The 23,530-nt window shown below is 57.5% G+C and carries 22 protein-coding genes and 1 tRNA gene; 6 read left to right on the top strand and 17 right to left on the bottom strand.

Annotated features, from left to right (window positions below; translation table 11 throughout):
* Positions 1 to 3 precede the first annotated feature (3 nt).
* The 5 genes from ACEVJK_RS10730 to ACEVJK_RS10710 form a co-directional block, all read right to left on the bottom strand.
* Complete coding sequence (locus ACEVJK_RS10730; protein ID WP_374740541.1) at positions 4 to 966, bottom strand: bifunctional 4-hydroxy-2-oxoglutarate aldolase/2-dehydro-3-deoxy-phosphogluconate aldolase; 963 nt, start codon at positions 964 to 966, stop codon at positions 4 to 6.
* Between the two features lie 78 nt (positions 967 to 1,044).
* Positions 1,045 to 2,574, bottom strand: a complete 1,530-nt coding sequence (locus ACEVJK_RS10725; protein ID WP_262670533.1) for a tripartite tricarboxylate transporter permease — start codon at positions 2,572 to 2,574, stop codon at positions 1,045 to 1,047.
* Positions 2,575 to 2,606: 32 nt separating this feature from the next.
* A complete protein-coding gene (locus tag ACEVJK_RS10720) occupies positions 2,607 to 3,071 on the bottom strand; it encodes a tripartite tricarboxylate transporter TctB family protein (RefSeq protein WP_147571177.1) in 465 nt (154 codons plus the stop codon).
* A gap of 80 nt (positions 3,072 to 3,151) precedes the next feature.
* Positions 3,152 to 4,180: a tripartite tricarboxylate transporter substrate binding protein gene (locus tag ACEVJK_RS10715; RefSeq protein ID WP_147571178.1), complete on the bottom strand. Its 1,029-nt coding sequence runs from the start codon at positions 4,178 to 4,180 to the stop codon at positions 3,152 to 3,154.
* A 65-nt stretch (positions 4,181 to 4,245) separates the two neighbouring features.
* A complete protein-coding gene (locus ACEVJK_RS10710; RefSeq protein ID WP_186852135.1) occupies positions 4,246 to 5,130 on the bottom strand; it encodes a dihydrodipicolinate synthase family protein in 885 nt (294 codons plus the stop codon).
* Between the two features lie 289 nt (positions 5,131 to 5,419).
* Here ACEVJK_RS10710 and ACEVJK_RS10705 point away from each other — a divergent pair, with 289 nt between their 5' ends.
* The gene (locus tag ACEVJK_RS10705; protein ID WP_186852134.1) at positions 5,420 to 6,250 is read left to right on the top strand and encodes an IclR family transcriptional regulator; all 831 of its coding nucleotides are present in this window, start codon (positions 5,420 to 5,422) and stop codon (positions 6,248 to 6,250) included.
* Positions 6,251 to 6,307: 57 nt separating this feature from the next.
* Positions 6,308 to 7,204 (top strand): ribokinase, encoded by an 897-nt coding sequence (locus ACEVJK_RS10700; RefSeq protein WP_262670534.1) that lies wholly within the window; start codon positions 6,308 to 6,310, stop codon positions 7,202 to 7,204.
* A gap of 367 nt (positions 7,205 to 7,571) precedes the next feature.
* Here ACEVJK_RS10700 and ACEVJK_RS10695 read toward each other — a convergent pair.
* The 9 genes from ACEVJK_RS10695 to ACEVJK_RS10655 form a co-directional block, all read right to left on the bottom strand.
* A tRNA-Pro gene (locus ACEVJK_RS10695) sits at positions 7,572 to 7,648 on the bottom strand.
* Positions 7,649 to 7,761: 113 nt separating this feature from the next.
* Complete coding sequence (locus ACEVJK_RS10690; RefSeq protein WP_147571403.1) at positions 7,762 to 8,331, bottom strand: peptidoglycan-binding protein; 570 nt, start codon at positions 8,329 to 8,331, stop codon at positions 7,762 to 7,764.
* A complete protein-coding gene (locus ACEVJK_RS10685) occupies positions 8,328 to 9,575 on the bottom strand; it encodes a peptidoglycan-binding protein (RefSeq protein WP_147571404.1) in 1,248 nt (415 codons plus the stop codon). The genes ACEVJK_RS10690 and ACEVJK_RS10685 overlap by 4 nt, the downstream gene beginning before the upstream one ends.
* Positions 9,576 to 9,584: 9 nt before the next feature.
* The gene (locus tag ACEVJK_RS10680; protein WP_147571405.1) at positions 9,585 to 9,980 is read right to left on the bottom strand and encodes a spore cortex-lytic protein; all 396 of its coding nucleotides are present in this window, start codon (positions 9,978 to 9,980) and stop codon (positions 9,585 to 9,587) included.
* A 131-nt stretch (positions 9,981 to 10,111) separates the two neighbouring features.
* Entirely contained in the window at positions 10,112 to 11,113 is a 1,002-nt protein-coding gene (locus ACEVJK_RS10675) for an NAD(P)H-dependent glycerol-3-phosphate dehydrogenase (RefSeq protein ID WP_340405543.1), read from the bottom strand.
* 137 nt (positions 11,114 to 11,250) lie between these two features.
* Positions 11,251 to 11,940 (bottom strand): glycerol-3-phosphate acyltransferase, encoded by a 690-nt coding sequence (locus ACEVJK_RS10670; RefSeq protein WP_374740540.1) that lies wholly within the window; start codon positions 11,938 to 11,940, stop codon positions 11,251 to 11,253.
* A 2-nt stretch (positions 11,941 to 11,942) separates the two neighbouring features.
* Positions 11,943 to 13,268, bottom strand: a complete 1,326-nt coding sequence (gene der, locus ACEVJK_RS10665; RefSeq protein ID WP_186851989.1) for a ribosome biogenesis GTPase Der — start codon at positions 13,266 to 13,268, stop codon at positions 11,943 to 11,945.
* A gap of 172 nt (positions 13,269 to 13,440) precedes the next feature.
* Positions 13,441 to 14,823: a DUF512 domain-containing protein gene (locus ACEVJK_RS10660; protein ID WP_374740539.1), complete on the bottom strand. Its 1,383-nt coding sequence runs from the start codon at positions 14,821 to 14,823 to the stop codon at positions 13,441 to 13,443.
* Positions 14,824 to 14,902: 79 nt separating this feature from the next.
* Entirely contained in the window at positions 14,903 to 15,337 is a 435-nt protein-coding gene (locus tag ACEVJK_RS10655; RefSeq protein WP_147571410.1) for a DUF5655 domain-containing protein, read from the bottom strand.
* Between the two features lie 124 nt (positions 15,338 to 15,461).
* Here ACEVJK_RS10655 and ACEVJK_RS10650 point away from each other — a divergent pair, with 124 nt between their 5' ends.
* Entirely contained in the window at positions 15,462 to 16,790 is a 1,329-nt protein-coding gene (locus ACEVJK_RS10650; RefSeq protein ID WP_147571411.1) for a sodium-dependent transporter, read from the top strand.
* Between the two features lie 95 nt (positions 16,791 to 16,885).
* On the opposite strand, the gene ACEVJK_RS10645 is transcribed toward ACEVJK_RS10650, so the two are convergent.
* Positions 16,886 to 17,056 (bottom strand): hypothetical protein, encoded by a 171-nt coding sequence (locus ACEVJK_RS10645; protein WP_262670140.1) that lies wholly within the window; start codon positions 17,054 to 17,056, stop codon positions 16,886 to 16,888.
* A 227-nt stretch (positions 17,057 to 17,283) separates the two neighbouring features.
* Here ACEVJK_RS10645 and ACEVJK_RS10640 point away from each other — a divergent pair, with 227 nt between their 5' ends.
* From ACEVJK_RS10640 to ACEVJK_RS10630, 3 genes are all read left to right on the top strand, one after another.
* Positions 17,284 to 18,432, top strand: coding sequence for an alanine--tRNA ligase-related protein (locus tag ACEVJK_RS10640; protein ID WP_317246518.1), 1,149 nt, complete (start codon positions 17,284 to 17,286; stop codon positions 18,430 to 18,432).
* 9 nt (positions 18,433 to 18,441) lie between these two features.
* Positions 18,442 to 19,770 carry a putative ABC transporter permease gene (locus ACEVJK_RS10635; RefSeq protein WP_147571412.1) on the top strand — a complete coding sequence of 443 codons (1,329 nt, stop codon included), beginning with the start codon at positions 18,442 to 18,444 and terminating at the stop codon, positions 19,768 to 19,770.
* Positions 19,771 to 19,901: 131 nt separating this feature from the next.
* Positions 19,902 to 21,218 carry a helix-turn-helix domain-containing protein gene (locus ACEVJK_RS10630; RefSeq protein ID WP_374740538.1) on the top strand — a complete coding sequence of 439 codons (1,317 nt, stop codon included), beginning with the start codon at positions 19,902 to 19,904 and terminating at the stop codon, positions 21,216 to 21,218.
* 36 nt (positions 21,219 to 21,254) lie between these two features.
* Here ACEVJK_RS10630 and ACEVJK_RS10625 read toward each other — a convergent pair whose 3' ends face one another.
* Together ACEVJK_RS10625 and ACEVJK_RS10620 are read right to left on the bottom strand one after the other, a co-directional pair.
* Complete coding sequence (locus ACEVJK_RS10625) at positions 21,255 to 22,931, bottom strand: hypothetical protein (protein ID WP_374740537.1); 1,677 nt, start codon at positions 22,929 to 22,931, stop codon at positions 21,255 to 21,257.
* Positions 22,928 to 23,485 carry an RNA polymerase sigma factor gene (locus ACEVJK_RS10620; RefSeq protein ID WP_186851982.1) on the bottom strand — a complete coding sequence of 186 codons (558 nt, stop codon included), beginning with the start codon at positions 23,483 to 23,485 and terminating at the stop codon, positions 22,928 to 22,930. Before ACEVJK_RS10620 ends, ACEVJK_RS10625 begins: the two co-directional genes overlap by 4 nt.
* Positions 23,486 to 23,530: the final 45 nt, after the last annotated feature.

Raw genomic sequence — 23,530 nt, 5'->3', positions numbered from 1 at the left:
CCTTCAAGCTTTTTTTACAATGTGGACGGCAAAGCCGCCGACTTCTTCCTCCAGGTAGACCGCCACCAGGTTGCCCTTGGCGTCCACGTTCTTAAACTCCTCCCGCGTAGGGATACCCTTGGCCTTGAAATAAGCCAAGGCCCGATTGGGGGAATAGGTAAAGATGCCGATGTGTCCGAACTTGCCCGGGAACTGCTGGTTGCAGCACTCCACATAGGTACCGGCGAAGTTGGAGCGGCCGCCCTCCTTGACCTGGAAGCCGAAGCGCTCGGCGAACCAACGCGCGGTGGCCAGCCCCTCCTCCTTGCTATCCCCGTTGATGCCGATGTGGGCCAGGGAGAAGCCCAGGGATTTCTCCACTGACTTCTGGCACAGGGCGGTGATTCCTTCCCAGTCCTGGGCTTCCACCATGGCGGCGGGAGCCATGAAGCTGCCACCCACCGCGGCGATCTTGTCGCTGGAGAGATACTCCTCCATGTTACTCAGGTTGATGCCGGCGGTGGGAATGAACTGGATGCTGCCGTAAGGGCCGCACAACTGCTTAATGGTGGCCATGCCGTTCATGGGCTCGGAGGGGAAGAACTTAAAGGTGGTCAGACCCATCTCCAGCCCCGCTTCAATCTCAGTTGGGGTGATGCAGCCCGGAACTACAGGCATCTCCAGCTCCAGGCAGCGGGCTACCACCTTGGGATTGAAGCCTGGTGTGACAACGAAGTCCGCTCCGGCCTCCTTGGCCTGGTCCACCTGCTCGCAGCGCAGGATAGTACCGGCACCAGCCAGCATCTGGGAGTCAGCTGATTTGATGGCCCGCAGACAGTCCATGGCCTTTTCCGCCCGCATGGTGACCTCGATGAGAGGCAGTCCGCCGCGGCGCAGGGCGGCGGCGACTTGGGGCGCGGTGTCCGGGTCCTTCAGGCCCAGAACGGGAACGACCCCGTGCTCCTTGATGATTTTTATTGCATCCATATGAAGAAAATTCCTTTCCAATGGCCGTGATGAGCTGCCGCGGGCAGCTCATCACGGACCACATACATTCGATTTAACTCAGCCAGCCTTCTGAGCGCTGGCCTCCTTGCGCTTGCGCAGGACAGCCTTCAAAACGGGCCAGCACAAGGTGAGGATGATGGCGATGAAAAGCACACAGGACACCGGACGGGTCACAAAGGTGGCCCAGCTGCCGTGGCTCATGACCAGGGCGCGGCGCATATTGGACTCCAGCATGGAACCCAGCAGCAAGCCCAGAACGAAGGGGCCATTGGGGAATTTGAATACCTTCAGGAAGAAGCCCAGAACGGCGGCGGCAAACATAATAGCCACATCAAAGAAGGTGTTGTTCAGGGCGAAAGACCCCACCACGCACAGGATACACACGGCGGTCCAGACGGTGGGCTGGGAGACATTGAGCACCTTGGCCGAGATCTTAGCAGTAGCCAGGCCGAAGATAAGGAATACCACGTTGGCCAGCAGCATCATCAGCATAATCTGGGCGGTAAAGGAGGAGTTCTCAGTGAACATCTTGATGCCGGGCTGCATTCCGTACATGGTCAAAGAACCAATCAGGATGGCGGTCACCGCATCGCCTGGAATACCCAGGGTCATCATGGTGGTCATGGCGCCGCCGATGACGGCATTGTTGGCGGTGGAGCTGACGGCCAAGCCCTCCAGCGAGCCTTTGCCGTACTCCTCGGGGTGCTTACTCATTTTCTTGGCGTTGCCCCAGGAGATAATGGAGGCGATGTCGCCGCCCGCCGCGGGGATGGCGCCAATAATGGTGCCCTCAACTGCCGCAATCAGGGTAGGAACTGCAAGCTCCTTAGCCTGCTTGGCTGTGGGCAGGACGCGGCCAAGGGCCAAGTTGACTTTCCGAGCCTCCAACTCCTTCTCCTGGTCGGCCTTGCGGAAGGTGTAAATCTGATAGAACACCTCACCGATGCCGAACATACCAATCATGACTGGGATGAAGGAGATACCGCCCAGCAGAGCAGTCTGGCCGAAGGTGAACCGTTTGATGGACAGGATGGGGTCCAGGCCTACACAGGAAAGCAGAATGCCGGCCATACCCAGGATCAGCCCCTTGAGCACGCTGCCCTCTGAGACAGCCACCATCATCGACAGGCCAAACAGGGCCAGCATACAGTATTCGGGCGCATTAAAGGAAATGGTAAAGTTGGCAATGGGGGTAGAAAACAGAATGAGGCAAAAGGTGGAGAAAATGCCTCCAATGAAGGAGTAAATGACGTTGATGCCCAGCGCCAGACCACCTTTACCCTGACGGTAGAGGGAATAGCCGTCAAAGGACTGGGTAATGGACGCAGGGGTGCCGGGGGTGTTGACCAGAATTGCGGAAATACCGCCGGCAAAGATGGCAGCGTTCCACAGGCCCATCAGCATGGCGAAGCCGTCCGCCGGCTCAAACCAGAAGGTGATGGGCGTCATGATGGCAATACCCATGGTGGCAGACAGGCCGGGCAGAGCACCGATGACCGTTCCAATACAAACGCCGATACACAAAAACAGGATAACAGAGGGCTGCAGGCACAGCTGTAGTGCGCCGAGCCAAACTTCAGCAGACATTCGGGTTCATCTCCTTTTACTGCTCTACTGCCTTATCGGTTGAACTGGATGGAGAAGCCGACAACAAAGGCCAGGTAGATAAACGCGGTAAAGACCACGGTATAAATGATGTTGTACTTCAGCTTTCGGCCGAAAATGGCGTTCAGGGCAAAGCACAAAATGGGCACACAGACAATAAACCGCTTTGTGGTCTGCCACAGGATGAAAAAGATTACAATGGACACAGCAGTCAGGCCCAGGCGCTTGAGGTTAAACTTGATTTCGGGGTCGACTTGGAAATACTGCACGGATCCTTTTTGCAGGATTCCGCGCACAAACAAGATGGTACCTAGAATGCCCACAGCAAAGCCCAGCAGCACTGGGAAGAAGCCCGCACCGGGCACACCGTCGGAGGACTGGGCGTTGACTCGCATGGTATCCTCCAAAAGCGTATAAATCGCCACCGAGTATCCAAAAATGGCGGTAATCAGGCCGGGAATTGTATCGCCCTTATGCATGGGAACCCTCCTTTTTTTATCAGCGAGGAAAAGCCGCGCTCACGCCCGAAGGCCTGAGCGCGGCTTGCAACAGTTATAGGTTAGGCAATGCCCAGTTCAGGAATCAGTTCGCTGTAGTAGGCCAGCTCCTCCGCGGCCTTAGCGTCCATGTCGGCGCCGTTCAGATAGGCATGCTCATAGCCGCGGTCGGCCAGAGTCTGCTTAACGGAGTCGGAGTTGATAGCGACCTCGGAAGCTTCCTCCAGGATGTCCACGATAGCCTGAGGGGTGTCCTTGGGAACAGCGAAGCCGCCCCAGCCTTGGATGGTAATGTCGTAGCCCATCTCCTGCGCTGTCTCAACCTCAGGCACTACGGAGGAACGACTCTCGCCCAGGATACACAACACCTTGAAGTCACCGGAGTCCACGTTGTTCTTTACCTCAGAGGGGCTGACGGTAACAGCCTGGATATTCTTGCCCAACAGAGCGGCCACAGCGGGAGCCGCGCCGTCGAAGGGCACATGGGTAAACTCTACGCCGCACTCCTTCTCAATGGAAGCGGCAGCAATATGCCAGATGGAACCAGTGCCGGAGTTGCCGACCTGGACCTCACCGGGATGCTCTTTGGCATAAGCCAGGAAGTCCTCAAAGGTATCCCAGGGAGCGTCAGCACGGACAGTGACGGCGGCAGGGATAGTCATAGCACGGCCCACAAACTTGAAGTCGTTGGTAGACAGGTCAGTGAAGCCCAAGGCGCTAAGCATGGTGGACTCAACGGGCATATAGGCCATGGTATAGCCGTCGGGATCGGCGTTGCGGACCTGCTCCAGGCCGATGGCGCCAGAAGCTCCCTCAACATTGGAGACGATGACGCTGGTGTCAAGGGACTGCTCCAGCTCAGAGGCGTAAATACGGGCCACGGTGTCAGAGGCGCCGCCAGCAGCGTAGGGAACAATCAGAGAGATCTGCTTTCCGTTGGGGAAATTGACCTCTTCCTGCTGGCTGGTGTTTCCAGAGTTGGAAGCGCTGCCGGAATTGCTGCTCTGAGAGGTCTGGCTGCCGTTGTTACCACAGGCGGCCAGTGACAGGGCCATCGCCGCTGCCAAGGCAAGTGAAAGAATCTTTTTCATTTTTCTGCTCCTTTTCTAGATCATAGTTATTTCACACGCTTACGCAGTGGAATACAAGGTAAGAATTAAATGTAGGGAGCAACTTGCTGCTTCAGCTGGGCAACCTGCTCGTCGGTCAGGTCCAGCAGGGGCTTGCGCATATGTCCTCCTGTCACACCGCGGAAGGTAAGGATGTTTTTAAAGATGGACATGTCTCCGCCAAACTGCATCAGCTTGACCAACTCGGTAGCGGCCACCTGCGCCTTGCGGGCTCCCTCCAGATCACCGCTCTGGAATGCCTTGTAGACCGCTACAAAGGCTTCGGGGAATGGGCCGGAGCAGCCGGAGACAACACCGTCGCAGCCGCACACCAGGGCAGGCAGGAACAGGTCGTCCGCGCCGGGCACCACAGAGAAGTTTCCATTTCGCACTTGCAGATATTCGTTGATGCGACGCATATCGGCGAAGCTGTACTTGACGCCCACCACATTCTTGCAGGCAGCCGCAATCTGCTCCATCGTGGCAGCGCTGATGTCGTTATGCGCCAGCTGGGGAATGACGTACACATATACCGGGAAGTCATCAGGCAGGGCGGCGCACACGGTCTTGTAGTACTCCACCATGGCCCGATCGTTTACCGTAAAGTAGCTGGGGGTAACGACGCCCACGCCGTCGGCACCAATTTTGTGGGCGTGCTGGGCCAGGCGAATGGTCTCGTCCACCGTCATTGCACCCACGTGGATGAACACTGTAACTCGTCCCGCAGCCTTTTTCACAACGGTCTCGGCCACCAGTTCTCGCTCCTCCGCGGACATGAGGTACATCTCCCCCGTCGTTCCGCAGGGATACAGACACTGAATGCCCTTTTCAATCAGGTATTCTGTCTGCTCCTCCAGCGCCGCCGTATCTACCTTCCCGTCTGCGGTAAAGGGGGTAGTCATGGCGGTGATGACACCATATAGTTTCTTCAAGTTTCTCTCCTCCCAACAATAGGATAAAATGCTTTTGTGTTCAGTATTGCTGAATGATTATTCAGTTATTTCACACTTTATTTGGATTTTAGCACGGCTAGTTATCATTGTCAATATAATTTTATTATTTTTGGAATATTTGTTCTCTTTTTCACTTTCCATTTGACAAATACGTCAATGGAGGTTAGGATAATATACGATAGCAGATGTAAATGCCTCTGCATCTGTATTTTATTTGGACCAATCGCGGGCATTTTTCTTCAATATGGATTGCAAAGGATGTTGCACCATGATTCTTTTAAAAGGGGATTCCGCTGAGATGGAATCCGCCTCTACTGTCAGCAGTAGAGTCACGTCTACCGCCAAAGCGCTGCGGATTCTAGACTGTTTTTCTCCTGCCAGGACTGAACTGACATTGGCCCAGATCAGTCGGCTGCTATCCATGCCCAAAAGCACACTGCTCAACCAGATTCGCACGCTGGAGGAAGCCGGCTATCTGCTGCGTATCCGGGACGGCCAGGCCTACCGCCTTGGGTACAAGGTCATGCAGCTCAGCTACTGCGCCCAGGCAGGCAGTCCTGTGGCCCAGTATGCCATCCCTGTGATGGAGGACCTGCAATCCGCCACCGGAGACATCATCTACCTTACCTCCCATATTGACGGCAAGGTGTTCTATATGGAGTGCGTCTATCCCAGCCGGCGCTCCATCTCATACTCCGTCTCCGGCAAAACACTCCCCATGCACTGTACCGGCTGCGGGAAGGCCATGCTCAGTCAAATGCCCACCGAACAGGTGGAAGCCATCATTCGCAAGCATGGCCTGCCTCCCATCACACAGAACACCATCACCGACCACGACCAACTGATGGAGGCACTTGCCACATACCGCCGTAAGGGATATGCACTGGATAATGAGGAGGAAACCATGGGTGTAAAGTGCGTAGCCATGGCCATCCGCACCGGACGTGGAGACGTGGCGGGTGCCATCAGTATTTCCGGCCCCGCCATCTCTATCACACCCGAAGTAGTAGATCAATACTCCGACCTACTGGCCAGGGCCTGCAACACACTGACCCAGTGCGCCCACCTATTTCCCGCCATTCAGTTGGCCTCCAACTGAATGGCCGGATGTTGTCTGGTCGATCTGTACCTTTGAATTCTGAAAGGATGGTCGCTTATGTCTCGTATCCTCAGTTACGGCTCCCTAAATCTGGATTATGTCTATCATGTCCCCCACTTCGTTGCTCCAGGAGAGACCCTCGCCTCCTGCAGCCGGGATGTCAACTGCGGCGGGAAAGGACTTAACCAGTCAATCGCCTCTGCCCGGGCAGGGGCCACCGTCTGTCACGCTGGAAAAATTGGGCCGGATGGACAGCTTTTGGCCGACACACTAGCTTCCAGCGGTGTCGACACCTCCCTCATCTCACTCAGCAGCGGCCCCAGCGGCCACACTATTATCCAGGTGGATTCCCAGGGACAAAATTGTATCCTGCTATATGGCGGCAGCAATCAGAAGATCACACACCAGGAGGTGGACCTGGCGCTGGAAGGCTTTGGTCCCGGTGACTACCTGATTGTGCAAAACGAAATCAACTGCCTGGATTACATCATGGAACAGGGCGCCAAAAAGGGCCTGTCCATCGTATTCAACCCCTCCCCCATTGACGAACATATCTCCACCCTCCCCCTGCATCTTGTCTCGCTTCTGGTTTTCAACGAAATTGAGGGGGCCGCCCTAGCCGGCACCAGCGAGGAGGGGCAGATTCTGGATATACTGCGCAGCCGCTGGCCCTCCTGCCAGCTGCTGCTCACGCTAGGGAGCCGTGGATGCATATATGATGACGGCACACAGCGAATCACCCAAGGCGTTTACCGCACCAAGGCTGTAGACACCACAGCTGCCGGAGATACCTTCACGGGGTACTTTGTAGCCTGTTTAGCTGCCGGTATGGATGCGCCGTCCTGTCTGAACCTCGCCTCCCGTGCCGCCGCCATTGCTGTCTCCCGTCCAGGTGCCGCTCCCTCTATCCCTACAATGGATGAGGTGCGCGGCTCCACCCTCTCTCTGGCATGATGCCGCAAACTTTATCTGATTCTCATCTGTTTGAAAAACGCAGGCAAAACGCCTGCGTTTTTTCCTGCCCCACCCTTGTGTACTGCCTCATTTTGTGCCAGAAAACTTGTTATGGAAATATTCTGCAGACTCCCGCTTTGCTTCGATGTGTCTCCATTCAACAAATCATAGCTATATAAAAGTTTCATCGCTTTCTGACTTTATAAAGCATAAATAAAAGCAGGTTTGAATGAGAGCCAGTCTCCTCATACCTGCTTAACGATACTTTCAGTAATTATATGTAAGTACTATCCTAATTTTTATGCATCTTCACTAATAAACACAAAACCTGTGTATAACAATAGCTATACACAGGTTTTGTCTACTTTGGTCCGAGTGCCGAGATTCGAACTCGGGGCCTCTTGAACCCCATTCAAGCGCGATACCAAACTTCGCCACACCCGGAAAGAGCTGCCAGAATTTTTATCAGTCAGACAGCTTGTATATATTAGCATACCGGAGAAAAAAAAGCAAGCCCCTTTTTCAACTTTTTTCATTTTATTTTTGGGGCAAGGAGCTCACCCCCTGCCCTGATAGCGGCTGCTGTCCTGCTGTTTTCTCTCTTTGACCACAAACATCTCGTACAGGCGGCCCAGCAATTCCCAGGTCTGCCGGTCCATAATCCCGCTCTCCTCTAGCCCCGCCGCCCTCTGGAGCCAGCGGGTATTGGCCACCGAAGCAGGCCCATGAAGCCCGTCTGCCTGATCCGCCGTAATCCCATCGAAATATCGGGCCAGTATCCGGAGCATCGCCTGTGGAATGATTAGGAACTCCTGCTCATTTCCTGGATAGACCCGGGCTTCCTGTCCGGGGAACAGGCGCACCGGCCGGGGCTCTGCCAGCTTCCGCTCGAGAAGGATCCACCGCTCCCGGATGTCGTTCCAAGTTTCCTCGTCCACCATGCCGGTCACAGGAGGATGGAGCTCCCGTTGAAAGAGCATCACCGCCTCCAGAGTCCGTTCGCCAAACACACCATCCGCCACAATCTCAGGCAGGAAGGGATATTGCAGCGACAGCCTCCGCAGCATATACTGCAGACTTCTGACCGGCTGTGCCAGCAATTCCCGCTCCAGTTCATCTCGTGTCATACCAACACCTCTCCTCTCCGGTCCGTCTGGCCAAACCGCACAGTTTCCCCTGGAAATTGCCCGACCCGTGGGGTGTCGGCATAGCTGCTGGCATCCGAGCCTACATTGATAACCGAGGCCGGCATAATCTCAGTGGCTGTTCTGGGGAAACGGACCATATCCCGGCGCATGAACTGGTCCGCCAGAGCAAAGTGGCCATAGATGGAGTTCCAAGTGACCTCCCCAACCACCCCATCAATCGTAAGCCCAACCAGGCCCTGGTATTGCCGGACAGCCTGGGTTGTGTTGTGTCCAAAGTCCCCGTCTACCTCGATGGGCAGCAACGCCTCGTCGAACTGCGCCATCACGGCCAGCATATATTGCAGGACTCGGACCTCAGGACCAGTATCCCCCTCCCGCAGAGTCCCAGGGAACTGAAACTCGATCCCATAAAAGGTCTGGCCCTCGCTGATAAGTTCAGCCAGTTTAGTGACACCCACATAGAGAGAGACCATTTTATACCAGGTTGCCTTTCCCACGATTCCGTCCGCGGTTAGATTGAATATCCGCTGGAATTTTCTGACGGCCTCCTCTGTCTTCTCATTAAAAGCGCCGGTAACCGGCCTAATTTTGGGAATCGCGGGATAATTTTGCGAGATGCGGTTAATCATGGTCTGGATCGCTACGACCTCCTCCCCCGCTGACCCCAACCGCAGGGGGTAGCCGGGATAGGAGCGAGTCATATCCTGGATCGGCGCTTCCACCACCAGTTCGATATCGTCGCCGTAGTAGCGGTAGAGGATCTCCATAGAGTTTGCTCCCTGCTTCGCCATGTCCTGGCTGCCCCATTGGGACAGTCCGTCGCAGGTGCTGGTGGTCCCATTGCAAAATTTGGCGGCCAAAGGCTCTACAAACCCCCGACGGCGGATATAGTCGTTAAAGATCTCATCCACTACCCGGCTGATGCTGTCAAAGAAGTTGCGCCCCCGGATGAATTTCTGGTCGTACTGGGTGGTGGAGGTAATATCAAACTCATAGCCCCGGCTACGGTAGTACTCCGTGTACACCCGGTTGAGAGCAAAGGAGATGATTGCCAACACATTGGCCCGGATGGCCGACAGCTCCCAGGTAGGGTATATCTCGCTGGAGGCCACATTTTTCACATAGTCCGGGAAGCTGACCGTAATGTTTTCCGCCCACTGGCTGGGCAGCCCCAGATGGACCGTAATGTTGGTTGGGATATAAGGAGTGATGATGACCGGCATTGTTCCACCTCACAGGCTCTGGGCGGTGATCTCCCGCTGGTCCCTTACCTGGAGGCTGGACTGGCCCTCGGCCAGCGGGATCAGCTCCATGTCCTGGGTCGTTTCCACCCCTGGGAATATCTGGACTCCATCTACCTGGAGCATAGCGTATCCGGGATGCTCCGCCCACACGCTGCATATGGCAAATGGAACGGGGCCATCTGTATGCGGGGCGGTACTCTCTCCCAGCAGCGGAGTCGATATCTGGAGCGGAAGAATGGCTCCGCTGCTGTCCGTGACCTGGAGGGAGAGCAGCTCCCGCCTGCCCCCCTTCCCCTCATGGGTGACCACCACGGTGGCTCCGCTAATTGGAATCTGTGCCCGCGAGGTATAAACCCTGATAATCAATGTACCAATATCGTCCATATGCGCCCTCCTGTCCGCGGGTTCTGCCCGCTTCTGTTTTCCCCATACTATGTCGGCGTACAGGTTGTTGTGCTTCGGGGTGGTAAAAAAAGCCGCCTGTTATAAAAACAGGCGGCTTTTAGCTTTTGATCTTAGCTCCAGCTCTCATCCAGTTCGGACCGCTTGGCGCGGCCCATCAGGTCCGTGATGACCGCGTGGACATCTCGGCCCTGGTAGAGCACCTCATAGGCGGCTTGGGCAATCGGCATCTCCACTCCGGCCTTTTCCGCCAGGGCCTGGGCATTAGCAGCAGCGTAGTAGCCCTCCACCACGGCGCCCACCTCCTGCATGGCCTCATGAATCTCTTTGCCCTGGCCCAACAGGATACCGCACCGGCGGTTCCTGGAGTGCATGGAGGTACAGGTGACGATGAGATCGCCTACGCCAGCCAGGCCGGTAAACGTCTCCTTTCTGCCCCCCAGGGCCACGCCCAGCCGGGCCATCTCGGCCAGTCCCCTTGTCATAAGCAGGGCCTTGGTGTTGTCCCCATAGCCCATCCCGTCACAGCAGCCAGCGCACAGGGCGATGACGTTCTTCAGGGCGGCGCAGATCTCGGTGCCCACCTTATCGTCGCTGGTATAGACACGGAAGCGGGGGTTCATGAACAGGTCCTGGACCTTTTGGGCTATAGACAGCTCGTCCGCCGCCGCCACCACGCCGGTAGGGATACGGCGCCCCACCTCCTCCGCGTGGGAGGGCCCAGACAGCACCACCACAGGGCATTTGCCCTGAAGCTCCTCCTCGATGACCTGACTCAGACGGAGCGAGGTATCCTTTTCAATTCCCTTGGACACCGATACAACAATGGTCCCTGGGTCCACCAGCTCCCGCAGCTGGGCTGCGGTGGCTCGAACAGCGAAGGAGGGCGTTGCCAGCACCACCAGACCACATCCCTTGACCGAGGATAGGTCGGTGGTCAGTTTCAGTTCCTCCGGCAGAGGCACTCCCTTGAGCATGGGGTTCTCATGGGTGTCCCGCATCCGGTTAGACTCCTCCTGGTGATAAGACCAGAGAGTGACATCGTTTCCGTTTTCCAGTAACAGCAGGGCCAGGGCAGTCCCCCAGGCGCCGCTGCCTACTACGGTGATCTTCATCAGAGTTTACCTCCCAATGTAATATTGTAGGGGCCAGTGTCCACGACGGCCCTCCAGTTCACGGTCTCATTTCGTAGGGGCACAGCACGATGCGCCCCCCGGGCGGGCAGCTCCATGGGGCCGCCCCCGCGGTCATATCATTTCTTTTTACGCAGAGAAAACTTATTTTCCGTTCCGGAGAGCAGCCGCTTGATATTGGCCCGGTGCATATAGACCACCAGCCCGCCGAGCAGCAGCCCCAACAGGGTGATGACCCAGTCTTGGTAAACAAACCAAGTGGCCACAGGGAAGGAGGCCCCAGCCCACACCGAACCCAGGGACACATATCGAGTGAGGACGGCCAGGATGAGAAAGCCGCCCCACACGACCAGAGCGATCCGCCAGTCGATCATGATGGCGATGGTTCCTCCGGACAGGATGCCCTTACCCCCCTTGAAGTGGAACATACAGGGAAACATATGGCCCAACAGGCAGAACAGGCCCGCCCAATACTTGAACAGGACTACATAATAGGAGACCGTAGCACCATCCAAAGGGAAGTCCGGCATGATGCGCGGGTCATATCCGCCGCCAATTTTAACCGCGATCAGAATGGCCACCACTGCCTTTAGCACATCGGTGAGAATAACCACAAAGGTCAATGGGCCGCCGAAGGTACGGTAGAAATTGGTCAGCCCCGCGTTGCCGCTTCCGTGGTTTCGCACGTCGTCCCGCAGGATATATTTGGATACAATCACCGCCCCATTGAAGCAGCCGCAGAAATAAGAGATGACTGCCACGATCCAAAAATCCATCCGGGTGAGGAACAATAAAATCGCGTAACCCATTATCACTCCTCCTTATCGCTGCGCTGCCGCACGGTCAGCCGGACAGGGGTGCCCTCCAGGCCGAAGGTGGAGCGGATCTGATTTTCCAGATATCGCTGATAGGAGAAGTGGAACAGCCGGGCGTCGTTGCAGAAGCAGACGAAGTGGGGCGGACGGATGCCCACCTGTGTCATATAATAGATCTTCAACCTCCGCCCCTTGTCTGTGGGAGGCTGGACCCGGGCGGTGGCGTCGGCCAGGACCGAGTTGAGCATTCCAGTGGTGATGCGCATGGCGGACTGGTCGTTGACATAGTTAATAAGCTCAAAGAGCCGGTCCACCCGCTGGCCGGTCAATGCGGAAATAAAGACAATAGGGGCGTAGGTCATATAAGACAGGTCCCGCATGACCTCCTGACGCATCTTGTCCATGGTCTTGCCGTCCTTCTCGATGGCGTCCCACTTGTTGACCACAATAATGCACGCCTTACCCGCCTCGTGGGCCAATCCGGCCACCTTGGTATCCTGCTCAGTGACTCCCTCCTGGGCGTCGATCATAATCAGGCACACATCGCTGCGCTCGATGGCCATGGTGGAGCGCAGGACGGAGAACTTCTCGATCCGGTCATCCACCCTGGACTTCTTCCGCATCCCGGCGGTGTCGATAAAGAGATATTTTCCATGCTGGTTCTCAAACGCGCTGTCCACAGCATCCCGGGTGGTGCCTGCCACGTTGGATACAATGACCCGCTCCTCTCCCAAAATGCGGTTGACCAGAGAGGATTTTCCCACGTTGGGCTTTCCGATAACTGCCACCTTGATGACGTCGTCGTCCTCCTCCTCGTCCTCCTCCTCGGGGAAGAACTGGAAGCAGGCGTCCAGCAGATCGCCGGTGCCGTGGCCATGGAGGGCGGACACGGCAATGGGATCGCCCAGCCCAAGGTTATAAAATTCATAGATATCCGGGTTCTCCCGCCCGGTCTGGTCTGCCTTATTGACTGCCAAGATCACCGGCTTGCCCGATCGGAGGAGCATATTGGCCACCTCCTGATCGGAGGCGGTCATTCCGGTCTTGATGTCGCACACAAAGACAATGACCGTGGCGGTGGAGATGGCGATCTCCGCCTGCTCCCGCATGAAGGCCAGGATCTGGTCGTCGGTGCCCGGCTCGATGCCGCCGGTATCCACAATATCAAAGGTGCGATTTCTCCACTCACACTGGGCGTACAGCCGGTCCCGGGTGACGCCGGGGGTGTCCTCCACGATAGACAGCCGCTGGCCGCACAACTTGTTAAAGAGCATGGACTTACCGACATTTGGTCTGCCTACAATAGCAACAAGAGGTTTCATGTAATCATCCTTTCATATGCCCTTATCAAAGCCCAGCAAAGCGGGTTTGATGTGGGGAGGAGGCGCAAGAGAATGCAGCAAAAAATGCCCAGACGTCGTTATGGGAGAAGCGGCCTTCGCGGCGGCGAGGGGCGGCCTGAAATATGCCGGTCTTTCCACATTCGGCTCCCCGCTATACTCTTTGATTGTATTGATAGTATTCTGTTTCTTCCTGGCTCTGGCGTTGGGCCATAGGGGTAATCTCCAGTCCGCAGATTGCGTCGCACAGCTCATAGCCGTCCTGCTCCACTGCCGTCACAGGAACACCAAGTTCCCGCTCCACATCGTCCACCGACACGTCGTCCAGAAAGACCCGCTCCCCGGAGCGGAGCATATTGGCCGGGATCAGCAGGCGCTCTCCCAGCTCCCGCCCCTTGAGCTGATGGATCAGATCGCCTCCGGTGACCAGTCCGGCCACCGTGATGGTCTCTCCAAAGAAGTGGTTGACGATGGGATAGACCCTGCCCTCTATTGTACCACATTTCTCCCTGGCCTGGGAAATCAATCTCTCCAAATATGGGGCGGCGGACACCCCGGTGGCGATGGAAAACGGGGTGGCGCCCGCCATCTCCTCCGGCTCCATCAGGTCCAGCGCCCGGCCAAACTCCCGGGAGAGCAGGGTGAGCATCCCCACCCCGTTGTCCAGCTGGGTAAACTCCTCAAAATACTCCTCCGGCGGGAGCTCCCGGCCAGCCAGGAGATAAAACTCATCCGAGCACCACGCCAGCCTGGTCCCCGCCCTCTCCAGATGGTGGGCGGCAAAGCCCTCCACCTGGTCGATGACCGCTCCGGCGGTCTCTGTGTTGTAAATGGACAGGGGATACAGCCCCTCCCGGTATTTCGTCACGCCTACGGGGACCACCGAGATGCTGTTCACCGCCGGATACATCCCCGCCAAGTCATGCAATGTCTTATCCAGAGCGGGGCCGTCGTTGATGCCGGGGCAGGATACGATCTGGCAGTTCATGGTGATGTGGTTTTGGGCAAACCGCTCCATGATATCGATGCTCTCCCCCGCCCGCCGGTTCTTCAGCATCTCCGCCCGGAGCGCCCGGTCTGTGGTGTGGACGGACACGTTGATGGGGGAGATCCGCAGGTCGATAATCCGCTGCACCTCCCGAGGGGACAGGTTCGTTAAGGTGAGGTAATTGCCCATCAGGAAGGACAGCCGGGCATCGTCGTCCTTAAAATAGAGAGAGGGTCGCATCCCAGGGGGCATCTGGTCCACAAAGCAGAAGATACAGTTGTTGGCACAGGAGCGGGCCCGGTCCATCAGATAGGTCTCAAATTCCAGCCCCAGGTCCTCCCCCTCCCCCTTGCGGATCCGCAGGGTGCGGGTGGAGCCGTCTCGCTCCCGGAGGGTCACTTCCAGCCTGGGATCATAGCTGTAAAATTTATAGTCCAGCACGTCCACGATCATGTGGCCGTTGATGTGGGTCAGCGTTTCCCCCACCCGGATACCCGCCCGGTGGGCCGGACTTCTAGGGTCTACTGACTTCACAGCCGTCATGCTCATGGATGCTCACCTTCCTTATGGGGTCTATCGTAGGGCGTTCGAATCATTTTACAATAGGTTGCCCGGTATTGCAAGATTTTCAGCTCTTTCTCCGCCGCCTGCGCCCGGAAAATTCCTTGGACAGATAGAGCCAGCCCATTAGCTCCTCATCCAGCTCGCCAAGATCGGCCACCGAGGTGTGGTGGGTCCAGCGGTTGGGGTAGGGCTCTGTCGAGTAGGGAATGCGGGGGCTTTCCACCTGAAATTCCAGAAAAAAAGACAGCCCCACATAGATCCGCCCGTCCGGCCTTTTCCACCGGGGCAGCCATAGGGCGGCGAAAGAGCCTGGGCCTTTCCAGGTAATCTGGCTCTTCTGTACCACCACTTCAAAGTCACCCAGCCTATCCCGGACAGCCCTCTCAATCTCCAAATAGAGGGGCAGCAACTCAGGCTGTTTCATAAAAAACAGGTCCACCGAGAGGTCGTTCACCGCTCCATCCTCCGTTCTCTCAATTTGGGCACCTTTTACTTCCATCCTATCCCAATCCCTCCCCTCTGTCAACGAAAATTCACCCCTTTGTTTTTTTCCTATAATATGGTATGCTTACATCTGCGCAGGACCTTCCCTGTCAAAAAGAGAGAGGCGTGATCGAACATCCATGAAACATGAGAAGAAACGAGATTCCTGGGGCTCTAAGTGGGGCTTCATTCTGGCCTGTATCGGCTCCGCGGTCGGCATGGGCAACATCTGGCTCTTTCCGGCTCGGGTGTCAAAATACGGCGGAGCCACCTTCCTGATCCCCTATCTGATCTTTGTGGTTATCATCGGCTCCACCGGCGTCATCGGGGAGATGGCCTTCGGCCGGGCCACCCGGTCCGGTCCTGTCCACGCCTTTGGCGAGGCCACCAAGCTGCGCTTCGGCACCGATAAGCCTGGCAAGCTACTGGGCCTTATCCCGGTCCTGGGATCCCTGGCCCTGGCCATCGGTTACTCTGTGGTCACCGGCTGGATCTTCAAGTACACCGCCCAGTCCATCACCGGCGCTCTGTCCGCCCTGGACGGAGTAGACGCCTTCAGCGCCAATTTTGGCGCCACCGCCTCTGGAAACCTGGGCTGGCAGATCGCCGGCATGGCGGTCACCATCGCCATCATGGCCTTCGGCGTGGGACGGGGCATCGAGAAGGCCAATAAAGTCATGACGCCCCTGTTCTTTCTACTGTTTATCGGTCTGGCCGTCTACCTGGTCACTCTGCCCGGCTCCTCCGCCGGCTATCAGTACATCTTCGTCCTCCGCCCTGAAGGGCTCCTGGACCCCTGGGTATGGGTCTATGCCCTGGGCCAGGCATTTTTCTCCTTGTCCATTGCCGGCAATGGAACACTGATCTACGGCTCCTACTTGAGCCCTGACTCCGACATCCCCTCTGACGCCAAGATGGTGGCCCTCTTTGACACCTGTGCCGCCCTGTTGGCCGCTCTGGTCATCATTCCCGCAATGGCGGTGGCGGGCCAGCAGCTCAACGAGAGCGGTCCGGGCCTAATGTTCATCTACCTCCCCAATGTGATCCGCGGAATCCCCGGCGGGCCAGTCATCCTGGTGGTATTCTTTGTCGCGGTGGTTTTCGCTGCTCTGACCTCTCTAGTCAATCTGTTTGAGGCCCCCACCGCCACCCTCCAGGAGCTGTTCCACCTGCCAAGGCCCGCTGCCGTCGGCATCATCGGGGCCATCGGCATTGGAGTGGGCCTGCTCATCGCCCCTATCGTCTCCCAGTGGATGGACGTGTGCTCCATCTATATCTGCCCCATCGGCGCCCTGCTGGCCGCGGTCATGTTCTTCTGGATATGCGGCAAGGACTATGTACTCAAGCAGGTAAACCTGGCCCGCCACAAGCCTCTTGGGTCCTGGTTCTATCCAATGGCAAAATATCTGTTCTGCGGCGTTACCCTGCTGGTTCTGGTTTTGGGGGCTGTCTTCGGCAGTATTGGTTGAACGCTCTCCCCACTCACAAATACAGAGAGCCGGAACACAGGCTTGTGTCCCGGCTCTCTGACCAAATGGGGAAAACAAATGTGGAGGCCGCTTCTTTAACGAGCAGCAGTCTTACTCCTGTCCCAGGAATATGCCTTTACAGACTTCTTATGGGCGGCAGACCGGACTATCCTAGATACCAGCTTCACGGACAGAGCCAGAACAGACGCTACTAAAATAACGATAGCGGCAATCACCAGTCGAAGCAACATATAATCAGCTATCATAACGACTCACCTCTGTACTTTATTGTCCGAATCCTGCCCTTTCGGATGAGCCTATCCTATTCCATTTCATAAAAAAATGGGATTAAGCAAAATGCCGCCGCATTAAATCCGCATTAAACTTTCCTGCCGCCCACCTGAAATCATATTCTCAAACGAAACATCTTTCCAATTTGCCTTTCCAACCCCAGTGTGCTATGATACAAAAAATATAGAGAGAGGACATGACCATGGAAAAGCTCTACGAACAAGACCCATTTCTGACCCGATTCTCCGCCCATGTAGAGTCCTGCATACAGGGCAAGCGAGGCTATGACGTAATACTGGACCAGACCGCTTTCTACCCCGAGGGGGGCGGTCAGCCCTATGACCTGGGCGTCCTTGGGCCGGTCCAGGTATTGGAGGTCCACGAGCGTGAGGGCCGGGTAGTCCACACCTGTGACGGCCCTTTGGAGCCCGGCGCTCAGGTGGAGGGGCAGATTGACTGGGAACGCCGCTTCGATTTGATGCAGCACCACTCCGGCGAGCATATCGTGTCCGGCATCGCCCACGCTAAGTGGGGGTGCGACAATGTTGGTTTTCATATGGGGAACGACTTCATTACCATCGATTTAAACGTACTGCTGGACGGAGACCAGCTCCAGGAGCTGGAGGAGGCGGCCAACCGCTATATCTGGGAAGACCACCCCATCTCCATCACCTTCCCTTCTCCGGAACAGCTGGCAACACTGGAATACCGGAGCAAAAAGGCGCTGACTGGCCGGGTAAGAATCGTTTCTTTCCCCGGCGCTGATACCTGCGCCTGCTGCGGCACCCATGTGGCCTCCTCCGGCCAGGTGGGCTTTGTGAAGCTCCTGTCCGTTCAGAAGTTTCGTGAGGGGGTACGCATCGAACTGGTGTGCGGCAGTCGGGCCTTGCGTTATGTAAACAGTATTTTAGCGCAGAACCACCAGGTGTCTACCCTTCTGTCTGCCAAGGCCTTTGAAACTGGGGCAGCGGTCCAGCGGCTGACCGAGGAGAACGCCGCTCTGAAGTCCCGGCTTCTATCCATGGAGGAGGATCGCTTTGCTTCCCTGGCCCGTCAGCTCACTGGGGCAGGAGATGTGCTTCTCTTTGAGGAGGGCCTGACCCCTGATAGTCTGCGCCGCCTGTGCGATGCCGTCCTCCAGACTTGTGGCGGGCGGTGCGCCTGCTTCTCCGGCGTGGATGGTCAGGGCTACAAGTACGCCGTTGGCCAACTGGAGGGCGACCTGCGTACCTTTGCCAAGGAGATGAACCAAAGCCTCAACGGCCGTGGTGGCGGCAAGCCCGGCTTTGTCCAGGGCTCGGTCCAGGCGGACCATGGGGCTATCCAGGCATTCTTTTCCGCCGCTGGATAAGGAGTTTCTATGGAATATACAGTATATCAGCTTCTCTGGTTCTTTCTGGCCTACTCCTTTTTGGGGTGGCTGGGTGAAACCGCTCTGGCGGCCGCCAAACGGCGGCGGCTTATCAATCGGGGGTTTTTGAATGTCCCCTTCTCCCCGGTTTACGGCCTGGCGGCTGTGTTGTTCGCCATCTTTCTGCCCGAACTGAAAAATACGCCCTTTTTTCTCTTTCTCTTTGGCCTGATTATTGCCACCGGCCTTGAACTGTTCACCGGCATTCTACTGGAACATCTCTCCGGCCAGAAGTGGTGGGACTACTCCAGATACCGCTTTCAATTCGAGGGTCACATCTGTTTGGGATACTCCCTTCTCTGGGGCGGGATGGCCCTTTTGTGCCTCTATTTTGGCAACCCCCTGCTGGTCAGGCTGGCCGGACTGATTCCCCGCTCTGTCGGTCAGCTCATCCTGCTGGTCCTGTTCTGTCTGCTGGCCGGCGACCTGCTTACCTCTCTGGCCGCCCTGCTCCAGCTCAATACCAGTCTGAAGGAGCCCAGTGAGCTCTCCCTCCGGCTCCGTCGTCTCACCGACCATCTGGATAACGCCGTCACCCGGTATATCCAGCGCCGTATGGCCAGGGCCTACGGCCTACGGCGGGAGCGGCTGGAGGAACAGGCCCGCCGCAGAGCCGCTAAAAAAGGAACGTCCGGAGTCTTTGCCCAGGGCTGCTGCTTTTACAAGCTGTTGTGGCTGTTTTTGATCGGCGCCTTTCTGGGCGACATGATTGAAACCATCTTCTGCCGTATCACGGCCGGGGTGTGGATGAGCCGAAGCAGCGTGGTCTACGGCCCCTTCTCCATTGTCTGGGGGCTGGGGGCCGTCCTGCTCACCGCTGTTCTGTACAAGTACCGGCACAAGAGCGACAGCTACGTCTTTCTTGTTGGAACCGTGGTGGGCGGCGTCTATGAGTATCTCTGCTCCGTTTTTACCGAGTTGGTCTTCGGCACGGTGTTTTGGGATTACAGCCACCTGCCCTTCAATCTGGGCGGACGCATCAATCTGTTATACTGTTTTTTCTGGGGCATCGCCGCTGTCGTGTGGCTCAAGTCCATCTACCCCCGGCTCTCCCAGTGGATCGAGCGGCTCCCTCTCCGGATCGGCCGGGTCCTCTCCTGGGTCCTCATCCTCTTTATGGTGGTCAACATCGCCGTGTCCTGTCTGGCCATGGGACGGTACACCCAGCGTCAGACTATGGACGCTCCGCCCGACACCGCGCTGGGACAGCTTCTGGACCGCCGTTTCCCAGACAGCCGCATGGAGCGCATCTATCCCAATGCTATTTTGGTGGACTGAGGTCCTCTAAACTCCTTGCGCCCCAATGGATTCCGGAGAATGTAAACCGGTGGTTAGCAGGATTCAAACCGCGAGGGGGTGGTCTTTTTCTCCCCTTTTTGCTAGGGTGAATGCAAAGGAGGCCGATGACCATGACGACCGGACAACGTATCGCCGCCAAGCGCCGGGAGCTGGATCTGTCCCAGGAGGGGCTGGGCGAGGCTCTCGGCGTATCCCGACAGTCTATTTATAAATGGGAATCTGATTCCAGTCTGCCCGATGTGGACAAACTGGTGGCTCTCAGCCGCCTGTTCCATGTATCCGTCGGCTGGCTGCTCGGTGTGGAGGAGGACCAGGAGGAGCACATCTCCAACGATCTTTCCCCTGCCCAGTTGAAACTGGTCGAGGAGATCCTGTCCCGCTATCAGCAGTCCAACCAGCTCACCGCGGAACAGCAGGAGCGGGTGTCGGAATTGGTGGAGCAGAAGGTTCGGGAAAGCCGCTCCCCCCGCCACAGGCGCTTGCGTTACGGCGCCGCCTGTCTGGCCCTGCTGCTTGTCCTTCTGGCCGGGCGCTCCCTATTCGCCCGGTTGAAGGAGCTGGACCGCCAATACACCGACCTGGCCAATTCCGTGGGCAATATTACCTACTCGGTCAATAGTCAAATCGGCTCCATTACCAGCAGGGTGGAGGAGATCCTAAAATCCCAGAACAGTCTGGTGGCCGACTACGCTACCAATATCCAGTCGGCCGACCTGGCGTCCAATACTGTCACCTTTTCGGTCCGTGTGGTGCCCAAGACCTATACTGAGGGGCTGGAGATCCTTCTCCATGCTGATACCGGGGATGGGTTGGTGGACGTTCCCGCCGTTCCTGGACCGGGGCAGGAGTTCTCCGGCCAGATCACCTGCCCTCTGACAGACAGCATCACCTTATCTGCAGTCCTGGTGGACCAGGGAACACGCCAGACTCAACTACTGGGTAACTATTCCTCTCTCTACGGCAGCAGTCTACCAGCGGTAGATATCTCTCTTTTGGAGAGTGCCCTGTTAAATATTCCCCGTGGAGAGGACGGCCTGTTCCATGTGAGAGAGAATTATGGCTTCCTCACAGGGCTGTCCGCCTCCGTCTCTGCGGTCAACGAGGATATTGGTCAATCCCAGGTCAAGCAGGTCCAGCTCGGACTGTTCCGAAACCGAGCACTGCTCTTTTGGCTGGAGCCATGTAGCCGTCCAGACAATCATCACGGCTTTGAGAAGGCGGAGCAGTGGTTCCACCTTCCCTCCGTGGAGCTGGATCTCCAGGAGGGGGATGAGCTGGTCTTCGCCGCCCTGGTCACCGACCAGTACGGCCGGCAGATAGTCACCCCCTCTCTCCCCGCTTCCCGAGTAGAGGGGGATGAGATCACCTGGTTCAGCACCAGCTTTGACTTCCCCAGCGAGCCGGACGGCTGGGGGCTTGCGGGATAAAAAGACAGCGGACTGGTCACAGTCCGCTGTCTTTTCCTATTCCTCTGTCTCCACCCGCCGGACCGCCAGATAGTAGTGCTCCTCCTCCGGATTCAGCTCCACGGTCCGTATCCCGCTCTCCGGCTCAAATCCAAAGTTTTGCCGAACGATCTCGATCTGCTCCCGGTCCTCCAGAACGGCGCTCTGGCCGGTAAAGGTGAGGGCGGAGCCCAGCCTGGTCACCAGGTCATAGCCGTATACGCCCTCGTTTTCGGTGTGGGCACAGTAGAAATCGAAGCTGGCATTCTTGACCAGTTGGGCAGTCACTTCCACTGTCCCGCCAGCGGGGATAGTCACTTCCCCCTCCAGATAACATACACGGTCTGCCACTTCAAAGTCCACCTCTTCCAGCCAGCCGGTTTCATACCGCTCCGCCGGGTCCTCTGACAGCAGGCCGTAGCTCATCAGATAGCCGCACAGCAGGCCGTAGTACATCTCAAAGTCCACCGTAGCCTGGGCGGGGTGGCGCAGGCCCCACAGGTCCTTGCTCCACCGCTCCATATCCGTCTCATAGAGCAGGGCGGCCGCATCCCGAAGGGCGGTATCCAGATCGCTCTCATACCGCTGGATATCCACCCCGGCCTCTATCTTTTTGTCCGTGTCCCAGCCCCCGGTGTTATAGCCCTGGGTGGTCATATTGGCCACGTCGTCCCCCAGGACAATTAAATAATAGGGTCGGTCGTGATCCCGTTCCCATTCCTGAGGAATGGAGAAGCTCTGGCCCATGATCCCCGCCTCCCGATCGTAGAAGCCGCCATGGAAGCCGTAGGAGAGAACAGTAGTCCTGTCATAGTCCAGCTCAAACTCCACCCGGAGGGTAGGGTTTGGAAGGTCGGCCTTCTCGTCCTGCTCCGGCCCCCAGGAATCGGTGAATCGATAGACCGTCACCGGCACGCCTGTCAGGTCTGGGTAATCCCCCAGGGCTCCCTCCAGATAGGAGCCGTCGGACAGAAGATCCCGGTACGCCTCCCAGGAGTCCAGCCCCCGCAGGTTCAGCCGCTCCCCATCTGTCTGTCCCTCGGTGTCCTGGAACCCGCCGGAGTATCCGCCGGGGTGAAGGACAGTTTCCAGTTCTTCGCCGTCCGCAGACAGGGTTGGCATCCGCTTCGTCAGGTCCCTCAGGGAGCTGACAAAGGGGTAGAGCACCTGGACCCTCTGCTCCTGGTCGGAGTGATTGGTCAGTACATAGCGGTCGCGGATCAGAAGATCCGTGGACCGGCTGGAGTAACCCCCATCGGGGAAGCTCTCCCGGAGATCACTTAGGATCTTATCGTAGCTCTCCTCCCCCCAGGCCGCTTCTTCGGCGGCCATCTCCTCATTAGAGATCCACCGGGGTACCCAGGGTTGAAAGTCCAGAGTAATCTCCCGCTGGGCGGTGACAGCCCCGTTTTCCTCCGCCAAGGTCAGGGGAAACACCGGGCCTGCATAGGACATGAAATTGGTCACCCCGTCCGCTCCGCTCCCGCCCAGGCCGTTGTTGGAGGAGCTCCCCCCCATCCGGGGCAGATACCACACTGCCGCCCCCGCCACCAGGCACAGACAGGCGGCCAGGGCGGTCCACCGCCTCCAACGGGGGACGGGCCGCTTTCCGGCCGGTCTCCGGGCCGCCTCATCTACCTTCTGGTCTGAAATGTCGCTCAGAGATTGAAAGATCCTCTCACTCTTGTCACTCACAGCACTACCCCCTCTCGCTCCAGATACCGCTTCAGACCCGTCCGCAGGCGGAGCAGCCGCTGGCTCACCCGGTTTGGGGACCAGCCCAGCTGACCGGACAGCTCATCCAGCCGCTGTCCGTACCAGTACCGGCGGACAAACAGAACTCTGTCCTCTCTCGGCAGACCGTCCAGCCAGCGGTCAATGGTCCGGGAGAGCTCCCGCGCCTCTGTCTCCTCCTCGGCGCTGGGGACGGCTGGCACACAGTCCTCCAGCTCCAGTACCAGCGCCTCCAGCCCTTCTCCCCGCTTCTGGCTCTTCCGGGCCCGCCAGCGGTCGATGGACAAATTGCGGACCAATCGGACCAGATAGGCCCGCAGGGAGGCAGGCCGCTGGGGCGGCATGGTATTCCAGGCCCGGTGCCAGGTGTCGTTGACACACTCCTCCGCGTCCTCCCGGCTGGCCAGGATATTATGGGACAGAGAGCGGCACAGCGTGCCGTATTTTTCGTCGGTGGCCGCAATGGCCCCCTCGTCCCGGGCCCAATACAGCTGGATGATGTCTGTGTCCTCCACGGCCGCACCTCCTTCCAAAATCCTATTCATCCTTCTAGACGTAAA

Origin of the sequence: Flintibacter sp. P01028, assembly GCF_041925235.1 — a bacterium.
GTDB classification, from domain to species: domain Bacteria; phylum Bacillota; class Clostridia; order Oscillospirales; family Oscillospiraceae; genus Lawsonibacter; species Lawsonibacter aceti.
The sequence above is the reverse complement of the archived record's forward strand: the minus strand, read 5'-3'. Positions and strand labels throughout refer to the sequence as shown.